Raw genomic sequence first — 22,747 nt, 5'->3', positions numbered from 1 at the left:
TGACCTAGTCAAGAGACCCTACACATTTGGTTCGTCTTACTTTGTTCAGTTTTCAAAGGTCTAAGTTGTTTCGTTGTTGTTTTGACAACTTCTATATAATAACATCTCGCTAGAAGGTTGTCAACAATAAATTTGAATATTTTTTCAATTGATGAATAATTATTCAAAACGTTTTTCTTGTCTTTTTCACAAGACTTTTACTATGGTAACATTTTTCTTTTTGCTTGTCAAACCTTTTTCATTTGATAAGCAGAAGTTTTTCTTGTTAACGTTACTGTCTTAGCGACATCAACTACTATACCAAGTTATCTTCAATTGGTCAACAATAATTTATCATTTTTATTCAAAAAAATTTAAAAACGAACATTACAACTTTCCTCTATTTTAAAAATCGGATATCTATGCAAAAAAGAGCCGTCTTTCAGGGTTTAAAAGTTTTAGTTGTTCGTCTATTTAATTACTGAAACAAGCATCGCTTGTTTCAGTAATCAGTTATTTGAGTTTAAAAACAATTACTTCATAAGGTTTTAACGTCATTCCAACTAGATTTTGTGGAGGATTTGGATAATTCGATAGCACGACTTTATCTATTTCTTGAATTTCGCCATGATAACTAGCAGGTTTATTATAAAAATTAGCCATCACCAACCATTTTTCATTTGCTAGGCTCCGCTGATAGACAAATAGGTGTGGATCATCTGGCAATAGTTCTCTATAGTCCCCCCACACAACGAGTGGATTTTCTTTTCTTAATGTAATTAATTGTTGATAGTAATAAAAAATTGAATTAGGATCTGCTAAAGCTTTTTCTACGTTAAGTTCCGGATACAATTCATTCAGACTAAGCCATGGTTTCCCTTTTGTAAAGCCACCATTTAAGCTATCATCCCATTGCATTGGTCTGCGAGCGTTGTCACGCCCTTTGCGATTGATTGATTTTAAGATGTCTTTACTTTCATAACCTTGCTTTATACGTTCTTGATACATATTAATGCTTTCGATATCGTCAATCTCTTCTATAGAAGAAACAGGGGTATTAATCATGCCGATTTCTTCTCCTTGATAGATATAAGGCGTTCCTTTCATTAAATGAAGGAGCGTTGCCAGCATCTTTCCGCTTAACTCGCGATATTCTGGGCTATCATTTCCCCATCTTGAAATGATTCTAGGTAAATCATGGTTGTTCCAAAAAAGACTATTCCAGCCCTCATTGCCTAATTCTGTTTGCCATTTAGATAATACGCGCTTTAATTTGATAAAATCTAAGGGTTGATAGTCCCATTTGCTCTTACCAGGTTGCTCGTCTAACCCGATATGTTCGAATTGGAAAACCATTGATAATTCTTGACGGTCTGGATTGGAATAGAGTTTGGCAATTTCTGGAGTAGCCCCCCATGTTTCACCTACTGTCATGACATCGTATTTTCCAAAGGTTTCTTGGTTCATCTTTTTGAGATACTCGTGGAGTCTTGGACCGTTCCCTGTAATTTTTTGATCTGGTATTTTTCCAACCAAATCAATGACATCCATTCGAAAACCGCCTATTCCTTTTTCTAGCCAAAAGTTCATTAATTTCCATACTTCTTGTTGGACGGCTGGATTCTCCCAATTTAAATCGGGTTGTTTTTTACTAAACAGGTGCAAATAGTACTGACCTGTTGTTTCGTCTAACTCCCAAGCGGACCCACTAAAAATAGATTGCAAGTCGTTTGGTTCTTTACCATCCACTGGGTCACGCCAAATGTAATAATCACGATATGGATTTTCTTTTGATTTTTTTGCTTCAATAAACCATGGATGCTCATCTGAAGTATGATTCACAACTAAATCCATAATGAACTTAATGTTTCGTTTCTTTCCTTCAGCAATGAGTTCTTCCATGTCTTCCATCGTCCCAAATTCGGGAAGAATAGATTCGTAATCGCTAATATCGTATCCATTGTCGTCATTAGGCGATTGATATACAGGACTAAGCCAAATAGCATCGATTCCTAGTTTTTCTAAATAATCCAGTCGTTTTATAATTCCTCTTAAATCCCCTATACCATCATCATTACTGTCTTGAAAGCTTCGAGGATAGATTTGATAAATCACGGAATCTTGCCACCATTTTTTTTCCATCTACTCACTCCTTTACATTTTTTTGTCTTTAAATTTAGTTACAACAAATGCAGCGGTCAACATAATTACCATTCCTAACGAACTTAAACTGAGCATTATAGTGAGATCAAAATGAACAATGCCTACCACTAACCCCAATAACATTCCCCAACCACTTGCATTTAAAATGAAATTGACAGATTCTCGGTAACTTGCAATGGATGAATAGGCATTGTGCTTTGTAAGCCAGACGAAAATAGCCGCTCCGCCAATTAGCAATATATTACTTACTACTAAGATAGATCCCGTCATCAACATCATGGTAAATGAAACAAAGGCACGATTTTGCTGGTACCACATTCGTTTTAACTCATCGACTAATTGTTTAGCTGTTGTACTTGCGGTTTTATCAAAATCTTTTGTATACGCTACGTTAAACTCATAACCACTTTGATCTTTTAAAATAAACTGATTTTTTTCAAATGCTACCACATTTGCTTCTTTTTTCAAGGCTTTTTCAGGTTGATTCACGCCTACGACTCCTGATTCTTTTTCAATCAACAATTTGGAGCTAGATTGCATCTCTCCATTTTTAAAGCCCACCCCTTCCATTGACTTCATTGTTTCGTCGTCAATCAGTTGCAAGGCGTTTGGCATCATCTCTTCTAATTGAAATTGCTTTGAATTTGCAAAGAATAAACTTACTGGAATCATTAATAGCCCATTTAAAAACAGAAAGACAATCACAATTTGAAACCAATTTAATTGATTTCGACCATAAAAGGCCGCCTTTGGTGTCACCATACTTTGAAAATAATTTAGGGGAAAGCTCGTTTGTTTCAATTAAATCACGTCATTTCTACATTAATATCCTATCCTTTGGTTCCACCAGCCATTAGGCCAGACACAAAATTCTTTTGTAACATAAAGAAGAGCACTGAGATTGGCAACGCAATTAATATCGCTCCGGCTGCAAAAAGGGAAACTTTTTGATTTTGTGCGTCACTAATGAAGGTCTGCAAACCTACTGCAACCGTTAGTTTTTCTGGAGAACGTAATAAGAATTTGGCTAACATAAAGTCTCCAAAAGGTCCCATAAAGGCCCAAAGTGCTTGAACCGCAATCATTGGTTTTACTAAAGGTAAAATAATTTGCCAGAAAATACGCAAATGTCCTGCTCCGTCTAATTTAGCAGATTCGTCTAAATCGATGGGAACCGTATCAAAATAACCTTTCATAAGCCATGTATTCATTGGAATTCCGCCACCAATATAAATTAACGTTAAGAACCAATATTGATCTAGCGCACCAAGTAACAACGCCATTACATAAAAGGCAGTTAGAGCCGCCATCGTTGGAACCATTTGAATAATTAAAAAGAACAAGAGACTATTTTTACGACCAATAAAACGATAGCGACTGTAGGTATATCCAGCTAACGTAATCACGGTTACTTGAACGATCATTGTTGAAATCGCAATAATCAGGGTGTTTTTATACCAGCTTGCATAAAGTGTTTCATTAAATAGTCGTCCGAAATTTCCTAATGTCCATTTGCTGTTTAAATCAAGTGAAAAGGCAGAGACATTTCCTGCTTTAAAGGCAGAACTAGCCGTAATTAAAATGGGATAGATGATAATAATTGATAGTACAATCATAAAAAGATACGTTAACATTTTGCCTATTAATCGACTTGTTTTTTGTGATTTTGCATAATTTTTCATTTATAAGTCCTCCATATTAAAGGCATTTGTCTTCTTAAAGATGATTAAAGAGACTGTAATAATCAGTGCTGAAATTAAAAGTGTTACTGCTGCTGCGACAGAATATTGCGGTGAATTTCCTGTTGTTAATTTATAAATCCATGAAATCAGGATATCTGTTGAACCAGCACCTCCACCAACGCTTCCTGGTCCGCCTTCATTAAATAGATAGATCATTGAGAAGTTATTGAAGTTTCCTGTATACTGCGTAACAAAAATAGGTGCTGCCACAAATAAAATCATCGGCATTGTAATTTGTTTAAATCGTTGAATTGCATTGGCTCCATCAATTTTTGCAGCTTCATAAAGTTCTCCTGGAATGGATTGTAAGATTCCTGTTGTCATTACGTAAATATAAGGGAAACCTAGCCAACCTTGAATTAAGATAATCGCTACCTTTGTCCAAAATGGATCGGTTTTCCAAGCAATCGCACCAATATCAATAAAAGGCAAATGATTGAGTAACGGAATAACTTGAGTATTAATCGCTCCGATACTATCGTTGAACATATTTGAAAAACTCATAATCGTAATAAATGCTGGTACTGCCCAAGGTAGTAAAAAGATAACTCCAAAAAACCGTTTGCCTTTAATAAAGCTTTGATTTGCAATGACGGCTGTAAAAACACCTAGCACAATTGCTAACGTTGAAGATAATAGCGTCCAAATTACAGTCCAACTAAAAACAGCCATAAAGGTTGCTCGATAAGAGCTTAAAAAGAAAATACTGAAAAAGTTTTTAAAACCCACCCAATCAATTAAACTTGCAGGCGGAATATGATAAAAATCATAGTTGGTAAATGCCATAAAAATTGTAACTAATACAGGGAAAATGATCGTAAAGATCATTGCAAAGTAAGCTGGAAATGTAAGTAAATAGGGAAAACCGTGATCTAACATATTGGCAATAATTTCTTTTGCTGTGCGATTGATTTTTTCACCATTGCTTTTCATGGTGGCTACTCGTTTTGCGTCCATCAGATTAATGCTATAAAAAACTAAAAATAAAACGGTAATAATTAATTGCAAGGTTCCTTCAATCATTAAAAATAAAGAATGATCCTCAATAGGAACACTCCCTAATGTAACTAACCCTGTTAGTGCTTGAACGCCACTTACAGCCATTTGACTAATAAAAATAATGGTTAATCCTAGAAAAATAACCCCTTTAAAGGGTTGTCCATTGTAAAATTGTCCTAATCCTGGAATGAAAGACAAGCGCATGGCTTTTTTTACTTCGTTTGGTTGAACTGCTTTTGGTTTCATGTTCGTCAAGCCTCTCTTTTTAATTTCCCCGACAGATTTTTTTATTTGCTGTCGGGAAAATCAATTCATTATTTTGTATATTTTTGATCGATTGCTTCTTTAATGATTTTTACTGACGCATCAGCTGATTCTTGTGGAGTTTTATTTCCTGCTGCTGCTTCAAACATTAAGTTTTCTGCACCTGTCCAAATTTCACCCATTTCCGGAATATTTGGCATTGGTTCAGCATTCGCATATTGCGCAATAACGGCATTGGTCAATTCATCATTTTTACCTTTTGCAATTTCTCTAGCTGCTTGGTTAGCGGGTACTTCATTTGTTGCTTCATAGAATTTTGTTTGGTTGTCTTTATTGGTTACGTAATCTAACCATTTTTGTGAAACTTCTTTATGTTTTGAGTAGTTGCTAATAACCCAACCTTTTCCACCAGCAAATGGTTTGTAATTTTCGCCATTGTCTAATGTTGGAATTGTAGCTACACCGTAGTTAATTTTAGCTTCTTTGTAGCTTTGAGCTGCCCAAGGTCCACCAAGAATTGCTGCTGTTTTCCCTGTCGTGAATTGCTCTGCAATAAAGTTATCTGCACTTTTCACATCTTGCATCCCTTTTGGCCATACATCTTTAAACCATTTTGTAGCATAAGTGATTCCTTCAACTGCGCCTTTATTGTTTAAGCCAATATCTTTTGGATTTGTTCCTTCATCTCCAAAGACATAACCGCCATATCCTGCTAATAGACCGTATGAGAAATAAAAATCTGTCCATTTTGCTAAGAATGCTGTGTTTTTTCCTGCTTCTCCTTTAAAGTCAAAACGCGGATCTTTCGCTAATTCTTCAACATCTTTAAAAGTTTTTGGTGCTTCTGTAATTAAATCTTTATTATAGTAGAAAACAAGCGTTTCAATTACTGCTGGTTCGCCAAAGATTTTGCCATCAACTGTTACTTGCGCTTTATCTGTTTTATCGTATTGTTCTTCATTGCCTAATTTTACCTCAGCAATATGACCTTGTTGCCCTAGTGGACCAATTCTATCATAAGCAGACATCATAACATCTGGTGCTTTCCCTGCTGGGCCATCTAAAGAAAGGGCTTCCAATTGATCGAACATATCTTTTTCTACTACTTTAATTTTAATATCGTTTTCTTTTTCAAAATCCCCTTTGATATCTTTTACATAATCAACGTATCCTTTAGCAACGGATACTGTCAAGGTTTTGTCATCTGCTGTCGCATCCTTTTTACTTGAACTGCCATTCCCACATGCAGCTAATGTTAAAATAACTGATGCTGAAAGTAATCCTAATGCCATCTTCTTAAAACTTTTTTTATTCATCTTTAAATTCCTCCTTAAAAGTTTAGCGAGCTCCTTATTACAAAACTTATTATGACTTGAAAAAACAGCGTTTGCAAACGTTTTCTCACTGTTACCGCTAACAGAAATTAGTTCACTTCAAAAAAAAACGAACTTCGTCAAAAACCAAGTCCGTTTCTTTTTTTATTTTTTTAAAATTACAAATCCATTGTGTTGGATTTGCCATTTTCCATCCTTTAATTCCGTAGCTTGTTCCATCAAAAGTGTACCTTGCTCACTTACCGTATACATAGCATCTCCTTGATTGAAGTAGGCCACAATGGTTTCGTCATTTGCTGTTCGTTTAAAGCCAATTACCTTTTCATCTTCCTCAATTAAATGCCACTCTAATGAACCAAAACTCAACAACGTTTGATGCTCTTTTCTTAATTGAATTAATTTTTTGGTAAATTCAAACAAAGTTAAGTCCTGCTTGGCTTTGTCCCAAACCATACATTTACGGCAATCAGGATCATTAGCGCCATCTAACCCAATTTCAGTTCCATAATAAATGCATGGAGAACCGTGTTGTAAGAAAGTGAAGGCCAGTGTTGCTTTTGCTAATTCTTTGTCTCCATTACAAATGGTCAATAAGCGTGCTGTATCATGTGAGTCTAACATATTAAACATTACTTCATTGGTTTGTTGACGGTACAACATTAATTGTTCGTTTAAGCCTGAAACCATTTTAGTTGGAGCGATGCTTTTCTTAATAAAGAAGTCTTCAATCGTTTCGGTATAAGCGTAGTTCATTACGCCGTGAAACTCATCGCCTTGTAACCAACTTTGAGAGGAATGCCAGATTTCACCTAAGATATAAAAGTCTTTTTTCAAGGCTGTTGTTGCTTTGTAAAACTTTTTCCAAAAATGATGATCGACTTCGTTAGCAACGTCTAAGCGCCAAGCATCGATATCAAATTCTTTGATCCAGTATGTGGCAATATCAAGTAAATAATCTTGCACTTCCGGATTTGCGGTGTTCAGTTTAGGCATATGTGGTGTAAATGCAAACGTATCATAAGAAACCGTCCTAGCTCCTTCAAAGTTGCCATTTTCACCAATTGCAACAGGGAAGCTATGAATATGGAACCAATCGACATATTTTGATTGCTTGCCATTTTTCAAGACATCTTGCCATAATGGAGACTTGTCTCCTGCATGGTTAAATACCGCATCTAGCATCACTTTAATCCCTCTTTGATGGGCTTTTTCGACTAATTCTTTAAAAGTCTCTTTGCTTCCAAAGGCTGGATCAATTTCAAAATAATCAATGGTATCGTATTTATGATTGGAACTCGCTTTAAAAATTGGACATAAATAAAGACCGTTAATTCCCAACTCCGTTAAATGATCTAAGTGGTCGATGATCCCTTGTAAATCGCCGCCATAAAAATCAGTTGTGTCTGGATGTTCCTTGCTTCCCCATGCTAAGGCTCCTACTGGAGTAATGCTTGGGTCACCGTTTGCAAATCGCTCTGGGAAAATTTGATACCAAATCGTTTTCTTAACCCAATCTGGTGCTTTAAAGCGATCAATTTCATGGAAATAAGGCATTCTGAAATAATATCCTGCCACTTCTCGGACTGCTTTCGTATCTTCAAAGCTTCCACGATCTCCGTAGAAAACGGTCTCTTGGTCTTTTCCAACTAATGAAAAAGCATATTGTAAACGACGGTACGGTGCTTCAACAACAATTTGCCAGTAATCATGAATTTCCGTACTAGCAAGTAAGGCCATTGGCTGTTGTTCTTGGAACCATTGATCTTCTCCAAATAAATAAGGATCGCCACTAATTAAATAGGCAGTCTCAACGTCATCTTTTTTTGTTCTCAATCGAATATGAAATTCTCCCTCTTGATAGAGGTACGCGTATTCGCTATCTGGTCTGTGTAAAATTGCTGATTTTTCCATTTCTATTCTCCTTTAGGGTGTATTACCAAGCATCCGTATGGCGCTAAGTGAATCTGTTGATTTTGAATATAGTTGCCTTCGTTTTCAAGTAAAACAGTCCCTGCTTGTTCTGCTTTGGAACAGGTCATTTGCTTAGGTGTATCTGTTAAATTGCAGTAGATATTCGCAGTTGAATCCTCAATCGAACGTGTGTAGCAGTAAAACTCATCTGACGTTTCTTGTAATTGGAATACACCGGTTGTAAATAAAGATGTTTTTTTAAGCGCTATCATTTTTCTGTAGTAATTTAACACACTATTTTTTTCAATTTCTTCTGTGGCAACAGTATCTTCTTTCGATTGATTGACGCCGCTCCATGGGGCTACTTTTGAAAATCCTGAATAGTCACTTGCATCCCATTGCATGGCGCCACGACTAACATCTTTGCTGCTGCTATTTAGCATTTCCAAAATAGCGGAATCCGAATAGCCTAAGTTTGTTGCCTCTTCGTAAAAGCCAACAGCACCTGGATCTTCATAGGCTGCCAAGTCTTTCATTTTTAAATTGAGCATCCCTAACTCTTCTCCATACAAAATAAACGGAATTCCTTTTTGTAAATACATTAAAGTCGCTAACATTTTGCTACTGTTTTTCCGGAATTCCTGCCTTTCATCACCAAATCGGCTTGCGATTCTTGCCATATCGTGGTTGTTCCAATACAATGTTGGGCCACCAATTGAAGCTAATTTAATTTGCCATTCCGCCATCACTTTTTTAAATGTGTGATAATCTAATGAACCTTTTTGCATTCCTGATGGTAATAACGGGTCTTTTTGACTTTCGTCTTCTACAAAATGACGAAAAGAAATGACTGCGTCACACTCGTCTTTTGTTGGGTCAGTGTAGGCAACTGCTAAGTCAACGTCAGCTGAAGCAGCTTCTCCAACAATAAATACATCCGGCTTAACACGTCGCACTTCTTCAATAAAATCACTTAAATACTCATGAACTTCTGGTAAATTGCTATAAAATTCTTCTGCAATCGCAAGTTTCCCTTCTGCTACATTCGCGACATCTGGGTAGTCTTTTTCTTTTGCAATATGAATAAATGCATCTAATCGGAAGGCATCCACTCCTTTAGCTAGCCAAAATTTTGCAATATTTAGCATCGCTACTCGAACTTCTGGGTTTTTCCAGTTTAAATCGGGCATTTCTTTAGCAAATAGGTGAAAATAATAGTCTTTTCGATTAGGTGCCTTTTCCCAAACCGATCCACCAAAAAAGGAGGCCCAATTATTTGGCAATTGCCCTGCTTTTTTTTCATCTGCCCAAAGATAGTAATCTCGATATAAACTATCAGGATCATGCAAGGCTTCTTGAAACCAAGGATGCTGATCTGATGTATGGTTTAAAACGAAATCAAACATTAGCTTAATTCCAAGCTGATGCGCTTTTTCAATCAATTCTTCGACATCAGACATTGTGCCAAATATCGGATCGATTCGGTAGTAATTTGATATGTCGTAACCGTTATCAATTTGAGGTGAAATAAATATTGGGTTTAACCAAATGACATTTACCCCAAGTGAGTGAATATAATCTAATCGCTGGATAATCCCTTGTATATCACCAATTCCATCCTCATTCGTATCTTGAAAACTACGAGGATAAATCTGATAGACAACAGCTGACTGCCACCATTTTTGATTCATGTATGCCACACCTCCGTCATTGTTTTTAAATTCTCTCTAAGCTTAAACAAAAATTGAAGTGGTGACAATCACAATTCAATTGTTACCGCTAACATTATTTTTGAATTAAAAAAGCAGCTTGACTCATAGTCAAACTGCCTGTTAGTTATTCTGGTTTAATTATAGGAACTGTTGATTCACGAATGACTAGTTCTGGTTGAAAAAAATGACTTCCTTGTGGAGCGCCCTGTTGTTCAATTTTATTTAACAGCATTCTAGCGCAATCAACGCCCATTTCAATGACGGATTGCTTCACGGTAGTCAATGGAGGTGAGGCAATTTGATCTAGAAAAACACCATCATTTCCAATAATGCCATATTCTTGAGGGATTTTCCCTCCTAATGTCAAGATGCTACGCTCGATGCCAATCGCCAATCGATCCGAACTGCAAATAAAAGCTGTGCCTGGTTTGAATTGGTTCCAATTTTCTATGATAAACTCCGAGGAATAACGCGAACGATTTTCAAATCGATGGATTACGGGAACTAAACCATGTTGCTGCATGGTATTGATATATCCTGCTTCTCTAGAATATTCAAAAGGTTCTTTGACATTGATGCCAATAAAAACAATGGAGGTAAAGCCTTGTTGGATAGCATGTTGTGTAGCTAAAGTAGTGCCGTACTTGTTATCTGTATCAACAAAATCATAGCCATGGTGATTCTCTCCAAATAACACAACCGGTTTTTTAGCGCCTTCAATCCAACGATAATCTTCTTCTCGCATTCCTGTGATTATATACCCGTCACATGCACCAATATCAAAACTGTTTTTAGTGACTAGTTGCAATGTATAGTGATATTTATCTAACTCTTTTGCGATACCTGTTAATAAATTCATATAGTAAGGTTCCGTCGTGTTCATTTCTTCCAAGATAAAAAATTTAATGACTTGAGTGCGATTATTTGCTAATGCTTTAGCTGCCACATTTGGGCGATAATCTAGCTCTTTCATGGCTTTAAAAACTAACTCTTTCAATTCATCTGTTACTTGTTCAGGATGATTGATTACTCGAGAAACGGTCATTTTTGAAACATTTGCTCTTTTCGCCACATCTGTCAGCGTTACCATTAATTGATTCACCTCGGTTAAATTTCCAACTGCTATTTTCTATATTATGACTTCTTGTTACAGAAATTTCAAGTCTCTCTTTACAAAAAAAGCTAGCCTAGATAGGCTAGTTTTTAATGATTGACTGGTATTTCTGTTGACACGTTTTCAGCTGCTGTATGTTTTGCAAGACATTCTGGACAAGTACCATACATTTCCATACGATGGTGAGTAACTTCAAAACCTGTTAAGTTAGAAGCAACCACTTCAACGTCGTCTAATCCTGGATAATAGATGTCAACAATTTTTCCGCATTCTTCACAAATAGCGTGGTAGTGCTGAGTTGATGTAAAATCAAAACGACTTGAAGAGTCTCCATAAACCATTTCTTGTACAAAGCCAATCTTAGTAAATAATCTAAGGTTGTTGTAAACTGTCGCTACACTCATATTGGGAAAACGATCTGCTAGAGCCCGATAAATCTCGTCTGCAGTCGGATGGCTTTCGGATTCAATTAGAAATTCTAAAATAGCATAACGTTGTGGGGTAATTCTAATATTTGAGGCTTTTAATTTCTCAATTGAATGAACGACTTGTGAATTTTTCATTCGACTTCCTCCTTGACTTTAATTCCGTTTGGTTGAATAAGTGATGCTTTTTTTTAATAAATTAGGAAAGGATTGATTTAGTTTTATAACTAAGAATCGTTCTTTATCCCTTCTATCATACTGCTATTTCCCTCTTTTTGCAACGATGATGACAAATTGTTCATTTTTTAGCCACTAAGCGTTGCACTTCTCTCTTTTGACACTTACAATAAAGGAGCAGTGTTATCAAATAGGAGGGATTTTTATGTTAGATCATACGGAATCAAACCGTTTAGCCAATGATGCTAGACAAGTTATTGTAGGTGGGGTTAATAGTCCAAGTCGTTCGTTTAAAGGCGTTGGTGGTGGAGACCCTGTTACAATGGTCAAAGGAGATGGTGCGTATCTTTTCGATGTAGATGGCAATCGTTATATTGATTACTTAGCCGCTTTTGGGCCCATTATTACAGGTTTTAATCATCCTCATATTGTTGAAGCAATCAAACGTTCCGCAGAAACTGGTGTGTTATTTGGAACACCTACTGAACATGAAATTAAATTTGCTAAAATGTTAACGGATGCGATTCCATCAATGGATAAGGTTCGTTTTACAAACTCCGGAACTGAAGCCGTTATGTCTACGATTCGGGTTGCAAGAGCTTATACCAATCGTGAATTGATTGTTAAATTCTCAGGTGCCTATCACGGTCATTTTGATTTGGTTTTAGTTGAAGCAGGAAGCGGCCCCTCAACCTTAGGTGCAAGTGATTCTGCTGGGGTTACTAATGGAACTGCTAAAGAAGTAATTACAGTGCCTTTCAATCAAGTAGAACCTTTTAAACAGGTTATGGAAAAATGGGGCCATCAAGTTGCTGCTGTATTAGTTGAACCTATTATTGGGAACTTTGGAATGGTAGCTCCAATCCCTGGTTTTTTAGAAGCGGTAAATGAAATCGCTCATGAATTTGGTGCGCTTGTTATCTATGATGAGGTTATTACCAACTTTAGATTTAGATACGGTGCTGCACAAGACATGTTAGGAGTCATTCCTGACTTAACTGCTTTTGGAAAATCAATCGGTGGTGGATTGCCAATTGGGGCGTATGGCGGTCCTGATAAAATTATGAACACGGTTGCTCCACTTGGCCCAGCCTATCAAGCAGGAACAATGGCGGGCAATCCTCTTTCAATGCAAGCTGGAATTGCTTGTTTAGAAGTATTGCAAGAACCTGGTATTTACGAACGTATGGCACATTTTGCTGAACAATTAAAAGATGCGTTATTAGCAGCGGGAGCCGCTCACAACATTCCAACTGTGGTCAATCAAATTGGAGGTTCCTTAACGGTTTATTTTTCAGATCATCCTGTGGTCAATTACGAAGATGCAAAGAATACGGATTCAGAACGTTTTGGTCGTTTCTTCAAATTAATGTTGGATGAAGGGATTAACTTGGCTCCAAGTAAATTTGAAGCTTGGTTCTTAACCATTATGCATACTCAAAAAGACATTGATGATACTATCGTTGCCATTAACAATGCCTTTTCTAAACTAACTTAAACTAGAGTTCGAACAACTTCTTCTACTATTTTAGTGAACATAGTAGAAGAAGTTGTTTTTCGTTTAAATTTTGGATAAAAGCTTTGCTTAAATGAAGAATATCGCTTACTATTAACTAAAGAAGATATTGGAGTTGACTTTTTCTATGAAATTAGGCGCTCGGACTTTAAAAACAGGCTTAGCAATTGCCATCGCGCTATACTTAACACACTTAGCAGGCATTACTTATGTAACGTTTGCTGCAATTTCTGCTGTCTTTGCCATGCAGCCTTCGGTGAAAAGATCTCTTAAAACCTTAAAAGATCAAACTATCGGGAATTTATTAGGTGCTGGAATCGCCATTGGGGCATTTTTAACGGTTGGAAATAATTTTGTTGTTATCGGAATTGCTGCAATTATTCTGATTGCTATTCTTAACCGCTTTCGACTAGATAGTGTAATTGGACTGGCAACAGTAACTTTAATCGTTGTTATGATGACTTCAGAAGATAGCTTTATGCTTTACGCTTTATTGCGTTTTTCTTCTACTATGATTGGGATTCTAACCGCATTTATTGTCAATACACTCTTTTTCCCACCACGTTATGAAGAAAAGCTTTACCATGTAGTCGACTATGCCACAACTGAGATTTTAAAATGGATTCGGGCTAGTGTTCGTAAAAATACTGAATATCCATTTTTGAAAAAAGATTTAAAATGGGTTAAAAAACAAATGGAAAAAATGGATTTTTATTATTCTTTGTTTAGCGAAGAAGATGTTTATTTTAGAAAGACTCGGTTTCAAAATTTAAGAAAAGTTGTGGTTTATCGTCAAATGATTTCAACTACTAAGGCCGCTTACAATTTATTGAAAACCATTCATAATAATGAAAATGCCTTTAATAATTTCCCTCCTGAATTGCGGATTTTAATTCGTGAGCGATTAGAGACTCTCTTAAGTGCTCATGAGCAAATTCTTTTAAAATTCAATGGTCGGGTGCCTGCTGGCAGTGTAAACTTTATCGCAAACAATCGCTCGTTACGTAAAGAATTTATGCAATCTTTCTTTGATGAAGCAAGTACGGAAGAAAACATTAAAGATGATTATCTACAAAGCAACTCAGTGATTCATATTATGTCGAGCATTTTAAATTATGAAGAGTATTTAGAACATCTAAATGCTCTTGTCACGAGTTACAAAGGAAATCATTGGAACCCCTCTTCAGATATTTCAAATATCGAAAATGTAGAGCAATAAAAAAACAATGAGCAAAATTTGCTCATTGTTTTTTTATTTAATTCCACTTGTTGTATCGATAGGTTGAGTCAAAGCTTTTTCAAATAATTCTATATAGAGAGCATTTCCTACACTGTTCAATGTGATTCCATCTGCTTCTAAGGTACTTTCTAAAGGTTGAGCTTTTTCTTCTAAATCAGCGAGATACTGATCATGAAGATCAAAATAAAGAAACGATTGCTCTGCTTCAATTTCTTTTAAATTTTCCAAATAACTGACATAGTTGATTGATCTAGAATTATACACTTCTTTTAAGGCAGTACTTGGTGGAGGCGTCACTAGAATCACCAATGCTTCAGGTAACTGAGCCCGGATGTCCTCCATAAGTTGAAGAAGGTATTGTTTTGAATTGGTTAAACTAATATCAATTTCTTGATCTCCCACTACAGGTACTTGGAAAAAAACAACATCCGGTGCATTACTTGCTAGCGTAGCCACTGAATTTTGAGTCATTAATTGGTATGTACTTGGGTTTGGAATAGAGACAGATTGAATCGCCAAGTCTGCTACCTTCAATTTTTCACCCATCCAGTTTTGCAAAGGGTTAATGAATTCGGGTTGCTGTTCTTTTCCTCCAAAAAATGAAACAGTCGCTTTTTGTTTTTTAGTAGCCACAAATTTTAAATAATCTACCGTTGATAAACTTCCTCGATTGTTTTCAAATTCATTAATTTCTTTTTCTTCTTGTTTTTTGTCAGATACTTCTTTTTTTACAATTTCAGTTTTTCCTTGATTAATCATTGCCTCTTTTTTCGTTTCAGCATAGTGAGAACCCGTTATAATTACCCCAACTGTCACCACAACACCAACTAGTAAAAAAAAGATATTTCTTTTCTCCATCTTGACATAACTCCTTTCTATATACTAATTTATTATATCATATTTGCCATAATGATTGTTTAAAAAAAAAAAAGCACCCTGTCAAAGCGGTGCTTTTTTATGAATCATCCTTGTCATCCAATTGTAAAACCCATCATTTTTGTGACAATTGTTGATAGCGTTCATACCAAAGTTCAACGTATTCTTTAGAAAATGGACCTTTTTCTTCATTAATCCATTCTACAAGAACTTTAACATTTTCCTTTAAAATATGATCGATATCGTTTGGATATTGCCACTTTTTACGGTGAGCTTCATATTCATCTACATCCAATAGGCGTTTTTCTCCGTCAGGAAATACCTTAATGTCTAAATCATAATCAATATATTTTAACGCTTCTTCATCCATTGTATAGGGTGAAGCTAAATTACAATAATACGAAATGCCGTTTTCGCGAATCATTGCAATTATGTTAAACCAATAATGCTTATGAAAATAAACAATTGCTGGTTCTCTTGTGAGCCACCTTCTACCATCTGCTTCAGTTACTAGTGTGTGATCATTGCAACCAATTACCGATTGTTCACTCGTCTTAAGAACCATAGTATCTCGCCATGTGCGGTGTAAACTGCCATCATGTTTGTAGCTTTGGATGGTGATGAATTCTCCTTCTTTTGGAACACGCATCCCATACCCAACTTTCTGATTCCTCGATAAAAAAGAGAAATAATTTAATAATTAACAGTTTTACTTCTTCTTAACTCATCAATATTATATCACATATGGTAGCGTTTATCTAAATTATTCCGTTCATCTATGTAAAAAAACAGTTTCTAACTTCGAAAAGAAACTGTTTTTTATCGTTTTGTTGTTAAAAATTAAAACGATTTACATTTATTTTTTTAATAAAAGAAGGATTTCCTAGCCTATTAATCTAAAAAAAGAAATTCTTTTTCTTTTTTTATTTCACTTAATTTATCACGTAAATTTTTCCAATCTGTATCACTTGGAATTGGATCCCAAATTAACATTCGATTTTCCGATAACTTATATGGAATATTAAACGTATCAGAAACAATTAAATCTGTCTCATCCATCTCTTCGTCTGTAAAAAACAAATGATACTGTGTCATTTTAGAAAGTTCTTTTTTTAAAATCGTTTCTAAAATTTTACTATGAGAAGAATAAAGATAGACGCTGATTGGTATTGTATAGTTTTTCACATCAATTGAAACAAAAAGCGTCAGCATATAACTAGGAAACAGCAATTCTTTATTGTAGTAATACTTTGAGAAAGAATCAAACTCAATAAAATTTTGATACGTGTTTTTTACCAACTTATAAAAAGAAGGGTAAATCCGATCAAAACGTTTTGTCTTTAAAGGTTCTTCAAATGGGGACAACAGTCCTTCAAATAAAAAAACATACATGTGGATACTAATTAAATTTGCTAATAAAATATTGTACTGATCTATCTTCAATGGTTTTGATAAAAAATGATTCAGACTCTCAATAAATTGAACGGAAGCGAGTTTAAAGACCTCATTATTTTCATTAATTGCTTCTAAAAGAGGCATCATTTTATCATCATATTCAACGTAATAAATATTGTACATCATCACTACGTAATAAAAATAAACTTCTTCATCTATTTGTTGGGGAGTAAGATCCCTATTTACTTCTAAACAACGTTCTGTAATTTCAGCTTTATTTTTTAAATAAGAGGGATTTTTTTGTAACATTTTTTTTATTTCTGGCAACGATCCAATCAACTCATTTTCCTTTACCCTCATCAATGTAATCGCAAACCATAAATCAAGCTTGTTTTCATTAATTAAGGTATTGTCCTTAAGATAGTTCTCAGGATAAAGCAATTGTCTCAACTCTTCTATAAAATCTTTTGAATAGGGGAATGGCCACGTGACGCTTGTTCTTGTTTCCCAAAAGAAAGAATAAAAGAAATATCGAATCATTTTTTCTTCACCAATTATTTGAATTTTTGAAGCTTGTTGTAATTCTAAGTTAAATTGAGCTAAGATTGTTTTAACACTATTTATTTTGCGATAAGTTGAAGCTTGGCTTAAATAATAGTCTTTTGCGTATTGCGATGTACTTTTTGTGGTGTTAAAGAAACAATCTAAAATTACTTGATATTCAAAAGATTTCTTTAAATATAAATGAATCAAACGATCTAATGAAAACTCATTACTAAAATCAGCAATAAACAATTTATTGTCTATTTTGATTGATAGCGTCTGAATGCTTAATTCTTCTAAATCTTCTATTAAAGATTCAACTGTTGTTGTCAACGTTTGTGTTGAGCAGTTTAGCTCTTTTGCTAAATCACTAATATTGTTTAGTTCTTTATTATCTTTAGCGATCTTTAATAAACGAATTTTTCGAGTTTGCAATCTGTCTAAAAAGTGTTTCATTTAATTTGTTTACCCCCAACTAAATTAATCAAGTGCACGCTATTTTTTATCTTATCTTATACATTATATACTAATCCATACCAAAAAGGAGAGAAATAGGGGTTTTCTCTCCTTTTTATTATTTAAAATTAAAAATTGTTTGTGTTTTGACATTATTTACTAGTCAGACTGCAGTTTTTTTGAATAACAAGCTTAAGATACTTTTGAAAATGTTTCTTGAGCTGAACTACCTTTTTGTTCTACATTTCTTTTTTCATTTTTTTCTACAACACTTTGAATTAATTGATCGACAAATCCTGACATCTTCAATCTCCTCTTTTCGTTTAAATTTACTATAAAAACTAAAAGTTCTTTGTTCAATAACTAAAAGCTTACTTAACTTGATAATGAATTATAGCATTTCTCCTTTTAATTATGAACGTTTTTGTTTGGAGCAGGAGTCTTAATTCGAGTAAATACCGTCTATAAAGACTAGTATATAAGGATTATTGAGTCATTTATCGTTTATTTGACCATTTCTTAAAAAAAATGATAAAAAGCATGAACTTCTAGTCAGAAGTTCATGCTTTTTAGCTTTTAAATTTCGTTAAATAAGCTTGCCACATCTTTTGTTGTGGACCTGGAAAAGTATATTGATCAAATTCGCTTGGATGTACCCATTTACAATTTTTTGGAATTTCTTCAGCCTCGTTGTCTTCCGTTAATTGACCAAAGTAAACTGCGACAAACCATTTTAAATGGCTAAAGATGTGTTTCACTTCAATAAAAGGTTTCTTTAACCAAACTGGCTCTACTTGATAGTTTTCTTTGATTTCATTTGTTAAATTTTCTAAAGTCTGATTTTCAATCGTCTCAGGTTGCTTACTTGTCAATACTCCTAATGGCAACGGGGTATCTTCTACAATGATTTCTTCTTCTACTAAAGGAAATGTCCACATATTGGCTAATAACCCTTTTTCACTACGCTTTTCTAATAAGAATTCACCACGATTGTTTTTGATAATCGCTCCTATATAGTAGACCGGTTTTGCCTTTTTCTTTTTACTTTTTACGGGATACTGTAACATCGTTCCTTTTTCAAATGATTGACAAAATTCATTGATTGGGCAAAGATGACAAGTTGGCGTTGTTGGCGTACAGGTGCTAGAACCTAAATCCATCATCGCTTGATTAAAATCCCCTGGTTTATGGGGATCGATAATATCTGTCATTATTCTTTCAAAAGTTTTTCTTGATGCTGGTTTTGCGATATCTTCACTGATTTCAAAGAGACGGCTAACCACTCGCATCACATTTCCATCTACTGCTGGTATTGGCAACTGAAAAGCCATGCTTGAAATAGCTCCCGTGGTATAAGGTCCAATTCCTTTTAAAGTCGCAATTAATGCTGGATCTTTTGGCATTTCACCATTAAATTCCGTTACAATTTGAATTGCTGCCTTTTGTAAATTTCGAACTCTCGAATAATAGCCCAAGCCTTCCCATGCTTTTAGCAAAACATCTTCATCGGCATCGGCTAATGCCTGAATTGTTGGAAATAAATTCATGAAATTTAAATAATACGGAATGACCGTATCTACCCGCGTTTGTTGCAGCATAATCTCTGATACCCAAATTCGATAAGGATCATTATTTTCACGCCAAGGTAAGGTTCTTTTTTCTAAATCGTACCAACTTAAAAAAATTGCTTGAAAATCTTTTATTTTAGTTTCAGACCAGTTATTCAGCTCATTTGTCATTCGTCTTCTTCCAATTCCTTTTCTTCAATAAATTGATTAATTAAGTCTCCTGCAAATCCTTTTTGAAAGAGACTTGTTTTTACTTTTTGAATTTTTTTAAACCCTTTGATGCGTTCATTTTTACGCCAGAGTTTTTCACCTTGTTTTTTTAATGCTTCGTATTCATCCTCATCATCTTTAACTGTATCAATATTTTCTAAAACAATAGAAATAACTTCACTCGAAAAACCTTTTTGCATTAAAGTTTGTTGCACTTTATGGCGTGTTTCTCTGGATGAGTGTTCACTTGTTCTTCGTAAAACTTTTGCTCCAATTGCTACACCGTTTTCGACCATTTGCTCAAAAGGATATTGTTCAAGTGCCTTTACAATCGTTGCGTCATCTAGTCCTCTACGTTTTAATTCTTGTTTAATGACAATAGGACCTTTGCCACCAATATTGGCTCCTGTTCTAGTATAACTTTCGCCATAAACTAAATCATCAATATATTTTTGTTCTTTTAATTTTTCAATGACGCTCATTACTGTTTCAATAGTAAATTCATGTTTTACTAAATCATCACGCACTTCTTTTTCCGAACGCAAGCCGTAATTTAAGTAGTTCAAAGCACGATTATAAGCTTTGCGAAGGCCATCTTCCGTTTCTAATTCTTTTTGAAAACTTTTAGTAACTTCCATGCCTTTATGCAGCACGTACTTCACTAAAATGGCTTCATCTATTGGAAAAGCATACTCTCCATCTAAATAAATGTTATAGCGTTCACTACGTTTTTGCGCTTCTATTTTAGTAATGACAGGAATTTTTGGCGTTGTTTCTTGATTTTTTTTTTCATTCATTGGATTCGTTCCCTTCTTCAACGTTAGCTCCTTTACTTTTGTGCTAGTTTATCATTAGTATAACATAGAAATACTTTTGAAAAAGATTGTTTTGATGTTTCATAAAGCAAGTTTTACTTGACCAATCATGCTATAATGAGTACAGTTAAAAAATATAAGATTGGAAGGTATTTATGAATCCAGAACATACAATTGAAATTGGTCAACGATTTCCTCTTACGATTAAACGTTTAGGAATTAACGGCGAAGGGATTGGCTATTATAAACGCACCATCGTGTTTGTAAAAGGCGCTTTACCAGAAGAAGAAGTCGTGGCTGAAGTCACTGAAATCATGCCGCGTTTTGCTACAGCAACTATTAAAAAAATCAGAAAACCATCAAAAAATCGTGTGACTCCTCCTTGTGAAGTATACGAAGCATGCGGTGGTTGCCAATTACAACATCTCTCTTATAATAAACAATTAGATTTTAAACGTGATATGGTTTTACAATCTCTTGAAAAATTTAAACCTGCAGGTTTTGAAGAATTTGATATCAGACCTACTATAGGAATGGATGATCCTTGGCGTTATCGGAATAAAGCTCAATTCCAAGTTCGTAAAAACGAAGACGACAACGTCATTGCCGGTCTATATGGTGAAGGATCTCATAAATTAGTAAATATTGACAATTGTTTGGTTCAACGACCTGAAACAACAAAAACAGTCAATGTCGTGAAACAACTTCTATCTGACTTGGATATTCCAATTTATGATGAAGTCAAACACAGTGGAATCATTAAAACCATTGTGGCTCGTGTTGGGATTGAAACAGGTGAAGTTCAGTTAGTTTTAGTAACAAATAGTAAAAAATTGCCTAAGAAAAAACAATTTTTAGAGCAAGTTAAACTTCAGTTACCAGAAATCGTCTCAATCATGCAAAACGTCAATCAAGAAAAAACTTCTTTAGTTATGGGTGAAGAAACGATTCATCTTGCTGGAAAAGAAAGCTTAACTGAAAAATTAGACACGTTAGAATTCGACTTGTCTGCACGTGCATTTTTCCAACTGAATCCTATTCAAACAAACGTATTATACGATGAAGCTAGAAAAGCACTTGATTTACAAAAAGATGAGACTTTAGTAGATGCTTATTGTGGTGTTGGAACTATTGGTCTGAGCTTAGCAAAAGATGCCAAAGAAGTCCGTGGGATGGACACCATTCCAGAAGCCATTGCTGACGCAAAAGAAAATGCAATCAAAATGGGCTTTGACCACGTTCGTTACGAAGTCGGAAAAGCAGAATCATTGTTGCCGCTTTGGTTAAAACGTGGCTTTAAACCTGATGCTATTGTAGTTGATCCACCAAGAACTGGCCTTGACCCTGAACTAATCAAGGCAATCGTCAAGGCAAAACCTAAAAAAATGGTTTATATTTCTTGTAATCCTTCCACTTTAGGAAGAGATTTAGAAAAATTATCACGAAGCTATAAAGTGGATTACTTACAATCCGTTGATATGTTTCCACAAACCGCTCGTTGCGAAGTCGTTGTAAAATTAACTGCAAAATAATCAAACTTTAAGGGGGAAATTCGACTATGAATTTTCTCCTTATCAATTTCAACTTATAATAGACTAATTTTTACATCCATGTATTTTGATAGGAGTGTATGAAATAATGAAGGGAGACAATAATGCTGTGATTGTTTTAGCAGGAATGATTGGTGCTGGAAAAAGCACCTATACAAAATTAATCTCTGAAGCACTTGAAAGTGATGCATTTTATGAAAGTGTGGATGACAATCGTATTTTAGAAAAATTTTATGAGGATCCTAAGCGTTGGGCATTTTCGTTACAAATTTATTTTTTAAATACTCGTTTCAGAAGCATTAAACAGGCCTTGCAACAGCAACATAATGTTCTTGACCGTTCTATTTACGAAGATGCTTTATTTACCAAAATTAACCATCAGCAAGGAAATATGAGTGATGCTGAAATGGATACTTATCTTGATCTATTAGACAATATGATGGAAGAACTTGATTCATTACCGAAAAAGGCTCCTGATTTATTAATTTATTTAAGAGGTTCCTTAGACACCGTCCTATCTCGAATCAAAAAACGCGGTCGAACTTTCGAACAAATTGATGGAAATGAGGGGTTATTAGATTACTATACCTTACTCCACAGCCATTATGATGATTGGTTCGACCAATACGATAAAAGTGCGACTCTTGTGATTGATATTGATCAACATGATTTAGAAAATCCGGCTGATGCAGAAAAAATCATTCAGCTAATCCATAATAAATTAGAAAATATGAATTAAAAAATAGGATTGAATTTAA

18 protein-coding genes are annotated in these 22,747 nt (G+C 34.9%); 4 read left to right on the top strand and 14 right to left on the bottom strand.

The genetic code is table 11. The features are described from left to right. Nucleotides 1-492: 492 nt before the first annotated feature. The 9 genes from CDIMF43_RS06090 to CDIMF43_RS06050 form a co-directional block, all read right to left on the bottom strand. Complete coding sequence (locus CDIMF43_RS06090; RefSeq protein ID WP_109841489.1) at nt 493-2,121, bottom strand: glycoside hydrolase family 13 protein; 1,629 nt, start codon at nt 2,119-2,121, stop codon at nt 493-495. A 12-nt stretch (nt 2,122-2,133) separates the two neighbouring features. Then, nucleotides 2,134-2,943, bottom strand: coding sequence for a DUF1189 domain-containing protein (locus CDIMF43_RS06085; RefSeq protein ID WP_109841488.1), 810 nt, complete (start codon nt 2,941-2,943; stop codon nt 2,134-2,136). A 29-nt stretch (nt 2,944-2,972) separates the two neighbouring features. Next, on the bottom strand, nt 2,973-3,824 hold the full coding sequence (locus CDIMF43_RS06080) for a sugar ABC transporter permease (RefSeq protein WP_109841487.1): 852 nt from the start codon (nt 3,822-3,824) through the stop codon (nt 2,973-2,975). Then, on the bottom strand, nt 3,825-5,129 hold the full coding sequence (locus CDIMF43_RS06075) for a carbohydrate ABC transporter permease (RefSeq protein WP_109841486.1): 1,305 nt from the start codon (nt 5,127-5,129) through the stop codon (nt 3,825-3,827). It abuts the gene before it with no gap. Between the two features lie 68 nt (nt 5,130-5,197). After that, complete coding sequence (locus CDIMF43_RS06070; protein ID WP_109841485.1) at nt 5,198-6,463, bottom strand: extracellular solute-binding protein; 1,266 nt, start codon at nt 6,461-6,463, stop codon at nt 5,198-5,200. Nucleotides 6,464-6,625: 162 nt separating this feature from the next. Beyond that, nucleotides 6,626-8,392 carry a glycoside hydrolase family 13 protein gene (locus tag CDIMF43_RS06065; protein WP_109841484.1) on the bottom strand — a complete coding sequence of 589 codons (1,767 nt, stop codon included), beginning with the start codon at nt 8,390-8,392 and terminating at the stop codon, nt 6,626-6,628. Between the two features lie 2 nt (nt 8,393-8,394). After that, on the bottom strand, nt 8,395-10,083 hold the full coding sequence (locus CDIMF43_RS06060) for an alpha-glucosidase (RefSeq protein ID WP_109841483.1): 1,689 nt from the start codon (nt 10,081-10,083) through the stop codon (nt 8,395-8,397). A gap of 145 nt (nt 10,084-10,228) precedes the next feature. Next, on the bottom strand, nt 10,229-11,194 hold the full coding sequence (locus CDIMF43_RS06055; RefSeq protein WP_109841482.1) for a LacI family DNA-binding transcriptional regulator: 966 nt from the start codon (nt 11,192-11,194) through the stop codon (nt 10,229-10,231). Between the two features lie 113 nt (nt 11,195-11,307). Beyond that, the gene (locus CDIMF43_RS06050) at nt 11,308-11,781 is read right to left on the bottom strand and encodes a Fur family transcriptional regulator (protein WP_074402055.1); all 474 of its coding nucleotides are present in this window, start codon (nt 11,779-11,781) and stop codon (nt 11,308-11,310) included. Nucleotides 11,782-12,025: 244 nt separating this feature from the next. Between CDIMF43_RS06050 and CDIMF43_RS06045 the strand changes: the two genes are divergently transcribed. Further along, on the top strand, nt 12,026-13,318 hold the full coding sequence (locus tag CDIMF43_RS06045; RefSeq protein ID WP_109841481.1) for a glutamate-1-semialdehyde 2,1-aminomutase: 1,293 nt from the start codon (nt 12,026-12,028) through the stop codon (nt 13,316-13,318). 145 nt (nt 13,319-13,463) lie between these two features. Beyond that, a complete protein-coding gene (locus CDIMF43_RS06040; protein ID WP_074402053.1) occupies nt 13,464-14,555 on the top strand; it encodes an FUSC family protein in 1,092 nt (363 codons plus the stop codon). A gap of 33 nt (nt 14,556-14,588) precedes the next feature. Here CDIMF43_RS06040 and CDIMF43_RS06035 read toward each other — a convergent pair whose 3' ends face one another. The 5 genes from CDIMF43_RS06035 to recX all read right to left on the bottom strand — a co-directional run bounded on the left by CDIMF43_RS06035 (nt 14,589) and on the right by recX (nt 20,421). After that, nucleotides 14,589-15,434, bottom strand: coding sequence for an SGNH/GDSL hydrolase family protein (locus tag CDIMF43_RS06035; protein ID WP_109841480.1), 846 nt, complete (start codon nt 15,432-15,434; stop codon nt 14,589-14,591). 133 nt (nt 15,435-15,567) lie between these two features. After that, complete coding sequence (gene ntdP / locus CDIMF43_RS06030; protein ID WP_034570730.1) at nt 15,568-16,101, bottom strand: nucleoside tri-diphosphate phosphatase; 534 nt, start codon at nt 16,099-16,101, stop codon at nt 15,568-15,570. Nucleotides 16,102-16,343: 242 nt separating this feature from the next. Next, complete coding sequence (locus tag CDIMF43_RS06025) at nt 16,344-17,846, bottom strand: helix-turn-helix domain-containing protein (protein WP_109841479.1); 1,503 nt, start codon at nt 17,844-17,846, stop codon at nt 16,344-16,346. Between the two features lie 569 nt (nt 17,847-18,415). Next, a complete protein-coding gene (gene mutY / locus CDIMF43_RS06020; protein ID WP_109841478.1) occupies nt 18,416-19,585 on the bottom strand; it encodes an A/G-specific adenine glycosylase in 1,170 nt (389 codons plus the stop codon). Beyond that, nucleotides 19,582-20,421, bottom strand: a complete 840-nt coding sequence (gene recX, locus CDIMF43_RS06015; RefSeq protein ID WP_109842347.1) for a recombination regulator RecX — start codon at nt 20,419-20,421, stop codon at nt 19,582-19,584. The genes mutY and recX overlap by 4 nt, the downstream gene beginning before the upstream one ends. A gap of 173 nt (nt 20,422-20,594) precedes the next feature. Here recX and rlmD point away from each other — a divergent pair, with 173 nt between their 5' ends. Continuing rightward, nucleotides 20,595-21,971 carry a 23S rRNA (uracil(1939)-C(5))-methyltransferase RlmD gene (gene rlmD / locus CDIMF43_RS06010; RefSeq protein WP_109841477.1) on the top strand — a complete coding sequence of 459 codons (1,377 nt, stop codon included), beginning with the start codon at nt 20,595-20,597 and terminating at the stop codon, nt 21,969-21,971. A gap of 106 nt (nt 21,972-22,077) precedes the next feature. Continuing rightward, entirely contained in the window at nt 22,078-22,728 is a 651-nt protein-coding gene (locus tag CDIMF43_RS06005) for a deoxynucleoside kinase (RefSeq protein ID WP_109841476.1), read from the top strand. The last annotated feature ends 19 nt before the right edge of the window (nt 22,729-22,747 follow it).

Source organism: Carnobacterium divergens, from assembly GCF_900258435.1.
Classification (GTDB): Bacteria; Bacillota; Bacilli; order Lactobacillales; family Carnobacteriaceae; genus Carnobacterium; species Carnobacterium divergens_A.
The sequence above is the reverse complement of the archived record's forward strand: the minus strand, read 5'-3'. Positions and strand labels throughout refer to the sequence as shown.